This window comes from Algibacter sp. R77976, from assembly GCF_044594645.1.
Classification (GTDB): Bacteria; Bacteroidota; Bacteroidia; order Flavobacteriales; family Flavobacteriaceae; genus Algibacter_B.
On the sequence record NZ_CP138989.1, the window covers coordinates 3,756,552 to 3,769,804 of the forward strand.

The 13,253-nt window shown below is 31.3% G+C and carries 14 protein-coding genes, 1 other RNA gene and 1 pseudogene; 11 read left to right on the forward strand and 5 right to left on the reverse strand.

The window, feature by feature from the left end; all coding sequences use genetic code 11:
- Positions 1-378: 378 nt before the first annotated feature.
- The 5 genes from ssrA to SJY43_RS16220 all read left to right on the forward strand — a co-directional run bounded on the left by ssrA (position 379) and on the right by SJY43_RS16220 (position 4,123).
- Positions 379-773: a transfer-messenger RNA gene (ssrA, locus tag SJY43_RS16200) on the forward strand.
- Between the two features lie 158 nt (positions 774-931).
- Positions 932-1,294, forward strand: coding sequence for a fructose 1,6-bisphosphatase (locus SJY43_RS16205; RefSeq protein ID WP_396601769.1), 363 nt, complete (start codon positions 932-934; stop codon positions 1,292-1,294).
- Between the two features lie 14 nt (positions 1,295-1,308).
- A complete protein-coding gene (locus SJY43_RS16210) occupies positions 1,309-2,127 on the forward strand; it encodes a cell envelope biogenesis protein OmpA (protein ID WP_396601770.1) in 819 nt (272 codons plus the stop codon).
- Entirely contained in the window at positions 2,114-2,602 is a 489-nt protein-coding gene (locus SJY43_RS16215; protein ID WP_396601771.1) for a Rab family GTPase, read from the forward strand. Before SJY43_RS16210 ends, SJY43_RS16215 begins: the two co-directional genes overlap by 14 nt.
- Before the next feature lie 6 nt (positions 2,603-2,608).
- Complete coding sequence (locus tag SJY43_RS16220) at positions 2,609-4,123, forward strand: hybrid sensor histidine kinase/response regulator (protein ID WP_396601772.1); 1,515 nt, start codon at positions 2,609-2,611, stop codon at positions 4,121-4,123.
- Between the two features lie 53 nt (positions 4,124-4,176).
- On the opposite strand, the gene SJY43_RS16225 is transcribed toward SJY43_RS16220, so the two are convergent.
- From SJY43_RS16225 to SJY43_RS16245, 5 genes are all read right to left on the reverse strand, one after another.
- Entirely contained in the window at positions 4,177-4,446 is a 270-nt protein-coding gene (locus SJY43_RS16225; protein WP_396601773.1) for a hypothetical protein, read from the reverse strand.
- Between the two features lie 204 nt (positions 4,447-4,650).
- Positions 4,651-5,046: a rhodanese-like domain-containing protein gene (locus tag SJY43_RS16230; protein ID WP_396601774.1), complete on the reverse strand. Its 396-nt coding sequence runs from the start codon at positions 5,044-5,046 to the stop codon at positions 4,651-4,653.
- An 8-nt stretch (positions 5,047-5,054) separates the two neighbouring features.
- Positions 5,055-5,372, reverse strand: a complete 318-nt coding sequence (locus tag SJY43_RS16235) for a rhodanese-like domain-containing protein (RefSeq protein ID WP_396601775.1) — start codon at positions 5,370-5,372, stop codon at positions 5,055-5,057.
- A gap of 111 nt (positions 5,373-5,483) precedes the next feature.
- Positions 5,484-6,101: a thioredoxin family protein gene (locus SJY43_RS16240; protein ID WP_396601776.1), complete on the reverse strand. Its 618-nt coding sequence runs from the start codon at positions 6,099-6,101 to the stop codon at positions 5,484-5,486.
- Between the two features lie 113 nt (positions 6,102-6,214).
- Positions 6,215-6,757 (reverse strand): TlpA family protein disulfide reductase, encoded by a 543-nt coding sequence (locus SJY43_RS16245; protein ID WP_396601777.1) that lies wholly within the window; start codon positions 6,755-6,757, stop codon positions 6,215-6,217.
- Between the two features lie 289 nt (positions 6,758-7,046).
- Between SJY43_RS16245 and SJY43_RS16250 the strand changes: the two genes are divergently transcribed.
- The 6 genes and pseudogenes from SJY43_RS16250 to trpB all read left to right on the forward strand — a co-directional run bounded on the left by SJY43_RS16250 (position 7,047) and on the right by trpB (position 12,951).
- Positions 7,047-8,453, forward strand: a complete 1,407-nt coding sequence (locus SJY43_RS16250) for an anthranilate synthase component I family protein (RefSeq protein WP_396601778.1) — start codon at positions 7,047-7,049, stop codon at positions 8,451-8,453.
- Between the two features lie 152 nt (positions 8,454-8,605).
- On the forward strand, positions 8,606-9,172 hold the full coding sequence (locus tag SJY43_RS16255) for an anthranilate synthase component II (RefSeq protein ID WP_396601779.1): 567 nt from the start codon (positions 8,606-8,608) through the stop codon (positions 9,170-9,172).
- Between the two features lie 11 nt (positions 9,173-9,183).
- Positions 9,184-10,176, forward strand: coding sequence for an anthranilate phosphoribosyltransferase (trpD, locus tag SJY43_RS16260; RefSeq protein WP_396601780.1), 993 nt, complete (start codon positions 9,184-9,186; stop codon positions 10,174-10,176).
- A gap of 79 nt (positions 10,177-10,255) precedes the next feature.
- Positions 10,256-11,041 (forward strand): indole-3-glycerol phosphate synthase TrpC, encoded by a 786-nt coding sequence (gene trpC, locus SJY43_RS16265; protein WP_396601781.1) that lies wholly within the window; start codon positions 10,256-10,258, stop codon positions 11,039-11,041.
- Positions 11,042-11,148: 107 nt separating this feature from the next.
- Positions 11,149-11,736 (forward strand): annotated as a pseudogene (locus SJY43_RS16270) (phosphoribosylanthranilate isomerase); the annotation flags it as partial.
- 33 nt (positions 11,737-11,769) lie between these two features.
- Complete coding sequence (trpB, locus tag SJY43_RS16275; RefSeq protein WP_396603427.1) at positions 11,770-12,951, forward strand: tryptophan synthase subunit beta; 1,182 nt, start codon at positions 11,770-11,772, stop codon at positions 12,949-12,951.
- The last annotated feature ends 302 nt before the right edge of the window (positions 12,952-13,253 follow it).

The following is a 13,253-nucleotide window of genomic DNA, read 5'->3' on the forward strand; positions in this document are numbered from 1 at the left end:
CCAACTACATATTACTGTAAATAAGAGAATTTCTGGGGTGATTTTAAGTTTCTACTTTTGTTAGATCCAAAACCATTAGTTCTAACACATAAAGAGTTATTAATTATAATATTTTACAGCGATTGAACTGACATGGTTTAGGTTTGGTATAAATTTTGACTAAAAACTATAGATTTGAAGTGGTAAACAAAGTTTTTTGATACCTTTGCTGCCCGCGTTAAGGATTGAGGCATTGTTGAAGCTCTTTTTTGTTTTTCTCAAAAAAAGCGACTGCCGAAAGCCTGACCCTTTTTAGGGTAACGCCCACTTCTAGATACATTCCGGAAAAAATCGGAATACTCGAAGTGACAAATTTTACTATTTCAGTTTAATAAAAACGGGGTCGACTGGTTTTGACAGCGAGATTAATTGAACGGTAAGCACGTCGTGTAATGGCATTGAAACACGTTAAAGGCTAGACCAACTTTTAAACGGCGAGAATAACTACGCTTTAGCTGCATAATTCGAATTATAGTAGAATTAGCCTAGGTACACAAGGTGTACAAGCTTTATGTCTCCGGAAAGCCTTGATTGACGGCGTTCCATTTTGAGGCATCGTAAATGTCAATATAGTTTAAGTAGCGCTTTGATGCTTTTACGAAACTTAAGAAGATAAGTTATAAGTGGGTTGTCTGTAACCAGCTTATAATCGAAAACCCAAGAATGGAATAAACGTGTAGAAAGCTCTTTGGTTACTTGTTTGGACGAGAGTTCGATTCTCTCCGACTCCACAAAAAAAAGAGAATAGTATTTCAATTTATTCGAAAACTGTTCTCTTTTTATTTATAACTCCTTTATTTTTAAATATACAGGTTAATTCTAAAAAACACAAAAATTATTGAATTTTGTATTTTTTAAACTACATTTGTCTTTATTGCTAATAACCCTTAATATGAAAGAACAAGTAAAAGAAATCACTAAGGAAAATTTGAATGGCCAGTCTAATAATGCAAATTCAAAAATTGATGCCATTAAGGAACTTATTTTTGGCGAAAACATTCAAGCTTATAATTCTGAATTTGAATCTTTAAAAGCGGATATTTTAGCTAAAAAAGAGGAGCTAAAGAATTTAATGAGTACTGTTGAATCTGAGCTTTTACAAAATATTGATACTTTAAGTACAGATATAAATATTAGAATTACTGATCTTGAAAGCTCTGTAAACGATAAGCTGGATAATCTTGACGATAAAAAAGTAAATCGTAAATTACTAAGCGAACTTTTTATTAAATTAGGAAATAAAATTAGTGAGTAAACCCGATTACACTAATGAACCAGGATGAAAAACTAAGTATCATTAAAGATATTCTGCTTACTGATGAGCGGGAGTTTACATCATCTATTCAAAAAAAAATCGAAATTCTTGAGAATACCGTTAATGAAAAGAACAACTTATCTGTAAAAGTTGACCCTATTATTGATGAAAAATTAAAGGAATTTATTGCTAGTATGCCAGACACGCTTGGCCCTACTATTACCGAAGCTTTAAAAGAAGAAATTAAAAACTCTCAAGATGCTGTTGTAGAAGCTCTTTTTCCAATTATGGGAAAAATGATAAAACGCTATGTGCAGCATGAAATGAAATTACTTTCTGAAAGAATAAACAACCAAGTAAATAATACGTTTTCTTTTAAACGCTTTTTTAGAAAAGCAAAATCTAAAGCCGCTGGTGTTAATGAATCTGATTTAATAATTCAAGAACAAAACAACGCCCTTATTGAGCAAGTTATTATTATTGAAAAAGGATCAGGCCTATTATTAGCAGAGTTTTCGAAAAATAAAATGGCCGATGAAGATATGGTTGCCGGAATGTTAACAGCCATAAAAAGTTTTGTTGAAGATGCTTTTATAGAAGAAAGCCAAAATTTGCAATACATTGAATACGATCACTTTCATATTCATTTACAGAACTTCTCGTCTTTTTATTTTGCCGTAGTTGTATCTGGTGCTTATAATGTAATTTCTAAAGATAAATTAGAGGATAAAATTCTTGATTTTACCCGAAAACAAAAAGTAGTTAACATCTTAAAAAACAAAACGTTATTAACTCAAAAACTAGAAGATTTTATCAATAATGGCAATATCTAAAAAAATTGTTTTAATTGGGCATTTTGGGGTTGGCAAAACCTCACTTATTAGGCGCTTTGTGGAAAATGCTTTTACTGAAGATTATAAAGTTACCATAGGAGTACATATTTCAAAAAAAACTATTGAAATTCCTGAAGACGAATCAATTTCTCTTATTATTTGGGATTTAGAAGGTCAAGACGATATAAAAAATACGAGACCATCTTATCTTTTAGGAACTAATGGATTTATTTATGTGTTTGATTTATCGAGGCCAGTTACCTTCAAAAATCTTGATGCCGAAGTAAGCTTTTTAAAAGAAAAATTCCCAAAAACACCGATTAAAGTAGTGGGAAACAAAATGGATTTAGTAAATAAAGCCTATTTATCTGATTACAACGATGTTTTTAAACCTTATGTCGATTTTTATGTAAGTGCTAAAACTGGTAGTAGAGTTGAATTACTTTTTTCTAAATTAGCGAAAGAGTTAATTTAAAAGGCCATGCTAGAAGCATATAAAAAGAAATTTTACAAGAATAATTTTCAATACATTTTAGTTGATGATTCTGGAAACATTATAGAGTCTGATGATTCTATTTTCACTATAAAATCTAGTAGTAATCTACAAAGTGTACATCCTTTTTTCGAGATTTTAGATGGCTTATTACAAATTGAAAATGAAATTTTTGATTTTACTTGTGTTAACTTAGATTTAGAAGACAATCTGTTAGTTGTTGATATTGCAATACATTCTCAAGAAAATAATGAGAACCTTATAATTATTGAGAATTTAACAAAACACTATAACAATTACCAACTTACTGCTCAAACTAGAAATGAGTCTATAATAAATTCTCAGATACTGGTACTAAAGAACGAATATTTACTAGAAAAAGAAACATTCAAAAACGACTTTATAGCTAATTTTAGTCATCAATTAAGAAACCCTATTACAGCTTCAATAATATTTAGTAATTTACTAATTAATAGCGACTTAAGCTCTGAACAAAAAAATTACTTAGATATAATTCAGTCTGCAAATAAGGATTTAAAAAATAGAATTGAGGATATTTTAGATATTTCAAAAATTGAATCTGGAAAGCTAATTTTAACCGAAAAAGTTTTCAATTTAAAAAATCTAATAAAAGAGGTTATTGATGGTTATAAGCTAATAGCGACCAAAAAAGGATTAGAATTTAATTTTGATATTGACAATACACTTCCTGAATTTATTAAAGGAGACCAATATAGATTAAAACAAATTTTAGCAAACCTTTTAAACAATGCTATAGCTTTTACAACTCAAGGCTCAATTAATTTCAATATTTCTCTTAATTATATTCGAGCAAAGAAAGCAAGTATCCGAATCGAAATTTCTGATACTGGTTGCGGAATTGCAGAAGAAAATATTGACTCTATTTTTGAAAGGTTTAACAAAATAGAAACAGATACTCAAATTGATAATGGTAATGGTCTTGGTCTAGCAATAGTTAAATTTTTAATTTCTGAGATGAAAGGCACTATTAATGTTGAAAGCAACGTTAACAAAGGCTCTAAATTTATTAGTAACCTTAGTTTTAAACTGTCTGATGAAAGCCAAAGTATAACTAACAATTTACTAAACAAACAATCACCTAATTTAGATAAAAAGTATCATATATTATTAGTTGAAGACTCAGAGTTAATACAACTTACTATATTAAAAACTTTAGCGTCTACAAATAATTTTTATTTAAATATAATTTCTAAAGGTGAAGAGTTAATTACTAATATCATCGATCAAGATGTAGATTTAATACTTTTGGCAAATACCATACAAGGCTTTTCTGCAATTAATCTAGCTACTTCTGTTCGGAATCTATCTAAAGAATACAAAAAAACTCCCATTATTGTTTTATCTACAAGGGCTTACAAAGAAGATATTAAACTATTTAAAAAATCTGGAGTTAATAGTGTAATAACTAAACCATTTGATGATAAAAAACTACTAGATGCAATCTATAAATATCTAAAATAAAAAAAGCTCCTACAACATAAAGTTATAGGAGCTTTTAATAATGAAAGTTAAAACTAACTTACTTTTTGTTTTTCTTTCATCTTTTTCAACAACATTAATTCATGCTGTATCTCTTCTTTTCTCTTATTAAACTGTCTAACTCTTTCATCAATTAATTCTTGATTTTTAATACGAGCTTGACGTCTTAATTCTGATTTTTCTAGTTCTTTTTGTTGATGTTTCTTTTGATTCATTTTCTCTCTAGCTACAGAAAGATATGAAAACCCATAGATACTCAAAAACAAAAGACCAATAATGCCTAATATGATGATACCGTTATTCATATTATTAATAATTTAAAGTGCTATTAATTAATTAAAAAAAGTAAACCTTTCTATTGAGTATTTAGATAACTCAAAGGCAAACTATTTAACAAAAAAAGCAAAACTATTTCGGTATAAAAAATAAAAAAGGTAAAGTACTTAAAAAGTAGATAAAAGTGTAAAAACGGTAATAAAAAAAGACTTAAATGAACAATACTGAAATAATTATTTTTTAGTAATATTAAACCCTTCTTTTCTCCAATTTATTACGCCGCCTTCCAATTCATATACATCTTTGAAACCTAACCCTTTAAAAATAGAAACACTCTTAGAACTTCGCCTTCCAGAACGACAATAAATATAAACAGGTTTTTCAGTATCTAACACCCCAAGGTTATTAGCAAACTTTTCCGAAGAATAATCAATATGTAATGCATTTTTAATATGCCCGCTTTGAAACTCTTTAAGCGTCCTAACATCAACCACCTGAACACCTGCTTTACTTAAAGAATCTTTGAATACTTGTGGGTTTAATTCTACAGCATCACCTCGTAAATCTGACTGGCAACTTGCTATAAAAACAGTTAATACAAAACAGATAATAAAATATAATCGACTCATATATTTTATTATTTTAAATCAACAACATCTCCAGTCCACTCTAACATACCACCTTCAAGATTAAAAGCGTTTTCAAAACCAAGTTGTTCCATAATATTACATGCTTGTCCGCTTCTATTTCCAGAACGACAATACACATAATAGTTTTTACTTTTATCAAGATCTTCAATATCATTAATGAATTCCTGCCCCTTATATATATCTATATGAATGGCATTTTCAATAATTCCTTCTGCAACTTCGGCATCAGTTCTTACATCTAGTATAACAGCGTTATCATCTTTAGCTAACTGCTCTACCCATTCCTCTTGTGTTAAATCTTCCATATTATTTTTAAATATTCGTGTTCTACAAAATTAATACTTCTAAAACTATAGACGAAAAAAAATCCGAAGTATTACATCTTCGGATTCTATCTAGCAAATTTCTTGCCCTTTTTACACTTTAATAGAACAACCTATTGCTTTTGTTTCTTTTTGCTCTACTTCTTTGCCTTTTAATAAAGCATCAACAGCATTTTCTACAAACTTAACTTTTACTGCAGATGCATCTTTATGATTATCATCAATAGCTCCAATATACTTTACAACATTGCCTTTTTTTGTCTTTTCAAGTATATAAACATGAGGCGTTTTAGTTGCTCCAAATTTAGGATACACTTTTTGTCCTTCATCCATTAAATAAGGAAAAGTAAACCCTTTCTCCTCGGCTCTCTTTTTCATTTCTGGCAAGGCATCTCCAGGCTTAACATCCGTGTTATTTGGCATAATAGCAATTACAGGGTAACCTTTTTCTGCATATTTTTCATTTAACGCTTGTACTCTATCTTCATACATTACTGCAAACGGACAAGTATTACATGTAAATGTTACAATAAATCCTTTAGCATCTTTATAATCTGCTAAAGACACCATATTGCCGTCAATGTTTTTCAAAGAAAAATCTTCGGCAACGTCTCCGATTTCATAACCTTTATGGGTTGTATCATTTAAGGCAAAAGCACTAATTAAAAGTACAAGAATTGCAACAGGTACTAATTTGATTAACTTTTTCATATTGTCTTTAATTTAAAAATTGTTTACTCATATATTTCTGCTCCAGTATTTCTGGAGGTGTCTTTAAAATTATCATTCTCGCGAATGAAGGAATCTAAAGTTAAACAATTTCATTATAGAAATTGTTTAACTTCTTTTTCTAATTCTTCGTAATTGAATGACTGCTCATAAAACGCTTTTTTATCATTCTTATATATTATGGTTGCGGGTATTGACCCAGACCAGTTTTTATCTACTTTAGGTATCCAAGTATTCATATCTGCATCATCTAAAACAATTACTTTCGATGCTAGTTTGTTTTCTCTTATAAAAGGTTTCAGTTTCTTATCATATAAATGAGGGAAATCTAAACTTACCAAAATCACTTCAACATTTTTATTATGGTATTCAGCATTCATCTTTTCAAAATATGGAAGCTCTTTTACACATGGCGCACACCAAGTAGCCCAAAAATTAATCACATAAATTTTATCGTCTTTTTTATTTAAAAACTTCTCAAAACCTTCGTAATCATAAATTTCAAGATCAAAATCACTTGTATTAGCTTCATTTTTAGCAAATTCTTCTACGGTTTCTTTAATAACCTCGGTTGATTTTTTATTTTCTTTGCAACCTGTCATTAAAAGAATGACAACAATTAATACATTTAGCTTCATAAGCATAAAATTAATTAATACTTCTTTGCATTTCTTACAGTTTAACAAACTTTTATGTAAAAAATGTTTCAAAGTTTTGTGTATAACTATTTTCATTTCTATATTTGAACCAATTAAAACAAAAAAATGAACACTTTTTTAAATAATACTTGGTGGTGGTGCTTTCGAAACTAATCTTCGTGAAGTAAAACCCTAGTATATTTAAAACTTAAAATATTCAAAAGGCTTGTCATTCACGACAAGCCTTTTTCTTTGTTCTGAACTATTTCAGAAAAATAAAATAAATTAAATGAAGACATACAGCCTTTATACACATCATAAAAGAATTTTAACAGACACCATTACGCCCGTATCTGTTTATTATAAAATTCGAGATAAATACCCGAACAGTATTTTATTAGAAAGTGGTGATTATCATAGAAGTCATAAGAATTTCTCATATATCTGTTTTAATCCAATTGCTACAATTAAGGTTGAAAATGAAATAATTTCCGAAACATTTCCTGATGGAAGTACCACGTCTTTAGAAATAACAAAAGATGTTAATGTTGCTGACGAAATTCACAAATTCACGAAACGTTTTAACACTAATTCTGAAGAAAATTTCAAGTTCATTAACAACGGTATTTTTGGTTATACTGCCTATGATGCCGTAAGATATTTTGAAGATGTAGAAATTAGCAAAAAGGATGATTCTGTAGTAATACCAGATATGTACTATGCAGTATATCAAAACATCATAGCTATTAACCACTTTAAGAATGAAGCCTATATTTTTGCGCATTGTTATGAAAACACGCCAAATAATATTGATGCCATTGATAAACTAATTAATGTTCAAAATTTCGCATCATATAAGTTTAATGCAAAAGGAGACATTAAATCTAATTTAACTGATGATGAGTTTAGAGAACATGTTGAAGTAGCTAGAAAACATTGCCAACGAGGCGATGTTTTTCAATTAGTATTATCAAGACGTTTTTCTCAAGAATTTACTGGTGACGATTTTAATATCTACCGAGCCTTGAGAAGTATTAACCCATCACCTTACCTATTCTATTTTGACTATGGCGATTTTAAAATATTTGGTAGCTCGCCAGAAGCACAACTTATTGTTGACGATGGCTTAGCAGAAATCCACCCAATTGCTGGAACTTTTAAAAGAACTGGAGACGAGCAACAAGATGAAGTTTTAGCAGAAAAACTAAAAAAAGACGACAAAGAAAATGCCGAACATGTTATGCTTGTCGATTTAGCCAGAAACGATTTAAGTCGACACGGAAGCGATGTTAAAGTGGTTACCTATCGTGAGGTTCAGTTTTTCTCTCATGTTATTCATTTAGTGAGTAAGGTAACTGGGCAAAAACATAATACAACCTCGACCATGCAAGTAGTTGCTGATACGTTTCCTGCTGGAACACTAAGTGGTGCTCCGAAACATAGAGCCATGCAATTGATAGAGCAATATGAGAAAACAAGTAGAGCCTTTTATGGTGGTGCTATTGGCTTTATGGATTTTGATGGTAATTTTAATCACGCTATAATGATTCGTACTTTTTTAAGCAAAGACTACAAACTAAACTGGCAAGCTGGTGCAGGATTGGTTTCAAAATCGAATCAAGAAAATGAGTTACAAGAAGTTTACAATAAATTAGGAGCGTTAACTAAAGCTATTAAATTAGCAGAAGATATTTAAAAAAAAAGCCCCACCTAACCTCCCCAAAAGGGGAGGAACTCTACTCTTAATCAAAAGGTTAAGATTGTATGAGTAAAAATAATGGGGAAAAGAAATAAAATAAAAGTTTAACACAAACAGTTTCTCCCCTCTGGGGAGATTAAGAGGGGCTTATGAAAAAAGTATTAGTTATAGATAATTACGACAGTTTCACATACAATCTTGTGCATTATTTAGAAGATTTAAACTGTGATGTAACAGTAGTAAGAAACGATAAATTAGCTTTAGAAGATGTTGAACCTTTTGATAAAATTGTATTATCACCAGGTCCAGGAATTCCAGATGAAGCAGGCTTATTAAAACCTATTATTGAAAAATATGCACCTACAAAAAGTATTTTAGGGGTATGTCTAGGTCAACAAGCAATAGGAGAAGTTTTTGGAGGTTCACTTATAAATTTAGAAGAGGTTTATCATGGTGTTGCTACTAATGTTACAATTAGTGTAGATGACGAATATATTTTTAATGATTTAGATAAAAACATTGAAGTTGGACGCTACCATTCATGGGTTGTAAATCCGGAATTATCAGAAAGTTTAGAAGCGACGTCTTTCGATGCTAACGGACAGGTCATGTCTTTAAGACATAAAATGTATGACGTAAGAGGTGTACAATACCACCCAGAATCGGTTTTAACACCAGATGGAAAAAAAATATTAGAAAATTGGGTTAACAATTAGCCAATAGTAAAATGAAAAACATTCTTAACAGATTAATAAATCACGAAACCATCTCAACAGAAGAGGCAAAACAGGTTATCGTTAACATATCTAACAATATGTATAACCCAAGTCAGATAACTTGCTTTCTGTCTGTTTTCATGATGCGTAGTATAACTATAGAAGAACTAAAAGGCTTTAGAGATGCCCTTTTAGAACTATGTATTTCTATTGATTTAAGCGATTTTAATGCCATTGATATCGTAGGAACTGGCGGTGATGGTAAAAACACCTTCAATATCTCTACGCTATCATCTTTTATAACAGCTGGTGCCGGGGTACACGTTTCAAAACATGGAAACTATGGTGTATCCTCAACATCTGGTTCGTCAAATGTTATGGAACATTTAGGTGTAAAGTTCTCAAACAATGAAGATTTTTTAAAACGGTGTTTGGACCAAGCTGGAATATGCATATTACACGCACCATTATTCCATCCAGCCATGAAAAATGTAGCACCTATTCGAAAAGAATTAGGTGTAAAAACGTTTTTTAATATGCTAGGTCCTTTGGTTAATCCATCGTTTCCTAAAAACCATGTACTTGGTGTTTTTAACTTAGAAGTTTTAAGGCTATACAGCTTCTTACATCAAAATTCAGATAGCAATTATAATATTGTTTATGCTTTAGATGGTTACGATGAGATTTCATTAACTGGAAAAGCCAAAATTATTTCTAATCATTCCGAAACCCTTTTTTCACCTCAAGATTTAGGCGTTTCAAAAGTCAAACAAGAAGACATTTTTGGAGGAGATACTGTAAAAGAAGCTGCCAACATTTTTGTTGACATTATTAGCGGAAAAGGAACTGAAGCGCAAAACAATGTAGTTTGTGCAAATGCAGGATTAGCAATTGCAACAGCGAAACAAATTTCACATCAAGAAGGTTTTGAAATAGCCAAAGAATCGTTATTTTCAGGAAAAGCAAAAACGAGTTTAGACAAATTGATTGAGTTAAGTAGATAAAAAATAGGCAGTAAGCAGTTTACAGTAGGCAGTCATTCTGCTGACTGAAGACTGAAGACTGAAGACTGAAGACTGAAACATGAATATACTAGACAAAATAACATTAGACAAACGCAAAGAAGTAGAACTTCGTAAAAGTTTAATACCCGTTTCTCAATTAGAACAATCTGTTTTATTCGATAGACAAACCGTTTCATTAGCTAATAATTTACGAAACAGTAAATCTGGAATTATTGCAGAGCACAAGCGTCGTTCGCCTTCAAAATCTGTAATCAATAATACTTTAAACGTTCAAGATGTAGCAAAAGGATATGAAAATGCAGGAGTTTGTGGCATGTCGGTTTTAACCGATGGAAAATATTTCGGCGGCTCTCTTGACGATTTACTTACTGCAAGAGCAAGTTGTAATTTACCATTATTAAGAAAAGAATTCATCGTAGATGAGTACCAATTATTAGAAGCCAAAGCCTACGGAGCAGATGTTATTTTATTAATCGCAGCTATTCTTTCTAGAGACGAAATAAAACAATTTTCAGAGTTTGCAAAAAGTCTAAATTTAGATGTGCTCTTAGAAGTGCATAACGAAGAAGAGCTTCATAAAGCTGTAATGCCAAGTTTAGACATGCTAGGAGTAAATAACCGAAACTTAAAAACATTCGAAGTTAGTCTAGAAACAAGTAAAAGCTTGAGTAATAATATTCCCGATGACTTTGTAAAAGTATCAGAAAGTGGCATTAGTAATATTGAAGCTATAAAAGAATTACAACCTTACGGATATCAAGGTTTTTTAATAGGTGAAAACTTTATGAAAACAGATAACCCTGGAGCGAGTGCAACAGAATTTATTAAAACTTTAGAGGCATGAAACATTCATAACTAAGTTTTTATATGAATCGAAAGTATTTTATGAATGTCGCATGTGACAATTAAAAAACAATAAAAAAAGAACGCATGAAACTAAAAGTTTGCGGAATGAAATATGAAGATAATATGAAACAAGTTGCTTCATTGCATCCTGATTATCTTGGTTTTATATTTTATAAAAAAACCCCTAGACACTTTGATACTAAGATCCCTGAATTACCAGATTCAATCAAAAAAGTAGGCGTTTTTGTTAATGAAGAAGCGAGTACAGTCATAGAAAAAGTAAATGAATTTAAACTAGATGTTATTCAGTTACATGGTGAAGAAGCGCCTTATTACTGTAGTATTCTTAGCACTACTAAATTGTTTAATAACCCTGTAGAAATAATAAAAGTATTTTCTATTAAAGACGAATTTAACTTTGATGTTTTAGAGGCTTATGAAAATGTTTGCGATTATTTTTTATTTGATACCAAAGGAAAACTTCCTGGAGGAAACGGATATAGATTCGATTGGAGTTTGCTAAACGACTATCCTTCTACCAAACCTTTCTTTTTAAGCGGTGGCATTGGTTTAGATCAAGCTGAAGACATAAAAGCGTTTAAAGAAAGTGAAGCTTCAAAATATTGCTACGCTTTAGATGTAAACAGTAAATTTGAAAAAGAACCGGGACTTAAAGATAAATCCATTTTAAGAGAATTCATAAATAAATTGAATGATAAAGAAACCATGAATTATAACGTAAATGAAAAAGGATATTATGGCGAATTTGGTGGTGCATTCATACCTGAAATGCTATACCCAAATGTAGAAGAGTTACGCCAAAACTATTTAAAAGTTATGGCCGAACCCGATTTTATCAAGGAGTTCGACAAACTTTTAAAAGATTATGTTGGTCGCCCATCTCCACTCTATTTTGCTAAACGTCTTTCAGAAAAATATAACACAAAAGTATATTTAAAACGAGAAGATTTAAATCATACAGGAGCGCATAAAATCAATAACACTATTGGTCAAATTTTAATGGCAAAACGCCTTGGAAAACATCGTATAATAGCCGAAACTGGAGCAGGACAACATGGTGTTGCAACAGCAACAGTTTGTGCTTTAATGGGGCTAGAATGTATTGTTTACATGGGCGAAATTGACATTGCTCGTCAAGCGCCAAACGTTGCCCGTATGAAAATGTTAGGCGCAAAAGTTATTCCAGCATTATCTGGAAGTCGTACTTTAAAAGATGCTACTAACGAAGCCATTAGAGATTGGATTAATAACCCTGTAGACACGCATTATATTATTGGTTCGGCTATTGGTCCGCATCCATATCCAGATATGGTAACGCGTTTTCAATCTGTTATTTCAGAAGAAATTAAATGGCAATTAAAAGAACAAGAAGGACGTGAAAATCCAGATTACGTAGTAGCTTGTATTGGTGGCGGAAGTAATGCAGCAGGAACATATTACCACTATTTACACGAAGAAGATGTTAAGATAATTGCTGTTGAAGCTGCAGGTTTAGGTGTAGATTCCGGTGAAAGTGCAGCAACATCTGTTTTAGGAAAAGAAGGCATAATTCACGGTTGTAAAACCTTGTTAATGCAAACTAAAGACGGACAGATTACAGAACCTTACTCTATTTCGGCAGGCTTAGATTATCCTGGTGTTGGCCCTATGCATGCTCATTTAGCAAAAACAGGTCGCGCAGAGTTTATGGCTATTACCGATAATGATGCTATGAATGCTGGTTTAGAGCTTTGTAAACTAGAAGGTATTATTCCGGCTATAGAAAGCTCGCACGCTTTAGCCATTTTCGAACAGAGAACCTTTAATCCAGACGATGTTGTTGTAGTGAGTTTATCTGGTCGTGGTGATAAAGATTTACAGAACTATATTGAATATTTTAAGATTTAGTTTTAGGGCGTTACCACAAGGGTCGGGCTTTCACGAGTCGCTCTCAAAAAGAGGAGCTCCAACAATCGCTCAATCCCTAACGCAAATACGTTAAAGTTTAGAATTTAGTAAATTATATATAAACAAAATTAGTAAAAAGTCAACACCTAAATCAATTCGTAGAATTGAACGCCAAGGTCCAGAATAGATTAAGAAAAGCTCCGAGAACAGGAGAACAAAGTTCGATGCGGAGTTTTCAAATCGGTTTTCATCCGGATTTTTATCGGGATAAAAAATTCCTCAGCTTGGACTTGATTTTTTGG

Excerpts from the sequence above, each read along its gene's own strand:
- SJY43_RS16245 (WP_396601777.1), bottom strand. The coding sequence starts at position 6,757 with ATGAAGCTAAATGTATTAATTGTTGTCATTCTTTTAATGACAGGTTGC.
- trpD (WP_396601780.1), top strand. The coding sequence starts at position 9,184 with ATGAAAAACATTCTTAACAGATTAATAAATCACGAAACCATCTCAACA.
- SJY43_RS16255 (WP_396601779.1), top strand. The coding sequence starts at position 8,606 with ATGAAAAAAGTATTAGTTATAGATAATTACGACAGTTTCACATACAAT.
- SJY43_RS16250 (WP_396601778.1), top strand. The coding sequence starts at position 7,047 with ATGAAGACATACAGCCTTTATACACATCATAAAAGAATTTTAACAGAC.
- SJY43_RS16235 (WP_396601775.1), bottom strand. The coding sequence starts at position 5,372 with ATGGAAGATTTAACACAAGAGGAATGGGTAGAGCAGTTAGCTAAAGAT.
- SJY43_RS16220 (WP_396601772.1), top strand. The coding sequence starts at position 2,609 with ATGCTAGAAGCATATAAAAAGAAATTTTACAAGAATAATTTTCAATAC.
- SJY43_RS16210 (WP_396601770.1), top strand. The coding sequence starts at position 1,309 with ATGAACCAGGATGAAAAACTAAGTATCATTAAAGATATTCTGCTTACT.
- SJY43_RS16240 (WP_396601776.1), bottom strand. The coding sequence starts at position 6,101 with ATGAAAAAGTTAATCAAATTAGTACCTGTTGCAATTCTTGTACTTTTA.
- SJY43_RS16225 (WP_396601773.1), bottom strand. The coding sequence starts at position 4,446 with ATGAATAACGGTATCATCATATTAGGCATTATTGGTCTTTTGTTTTTG.
- SJY43_RS16230 (WP_396601774.1), bottom strand. The coding sequence starts at position 5,046 with ATGAGTCGATTATATTTTATTATCTGTTTTGTATTAACTGTTTTTATA.
- SJY43_RS16205 (WP_396601769.1), top strand. The coding sequence starts at position 932 with ATGAAAGAACAAGTAAAAGAAATCACTAAGGAAAATTTGAATGGCCAG.
- trpC (WP_396601781.1), top strand. The coding sequence starts at position 10,256 with ATGAATATACTAGACAAAATAACATTAGACAAACGCAAAGAAGTAGAA.
- trpB (WP_396603427.1), top strand. The coding sequence starts at position 11,770 with ATGAATTATAACGTAAATGAAAAAGGATATTATGGCGAATTTGGTGGT.
- SJY43_RS16215 (WP_396601771.1), top strand. The coding sequence starts at position 2,114 with ATGGCAATATCTAAAAAAATTGTTTTAATTGGGCATTTTGGGGTTGGC.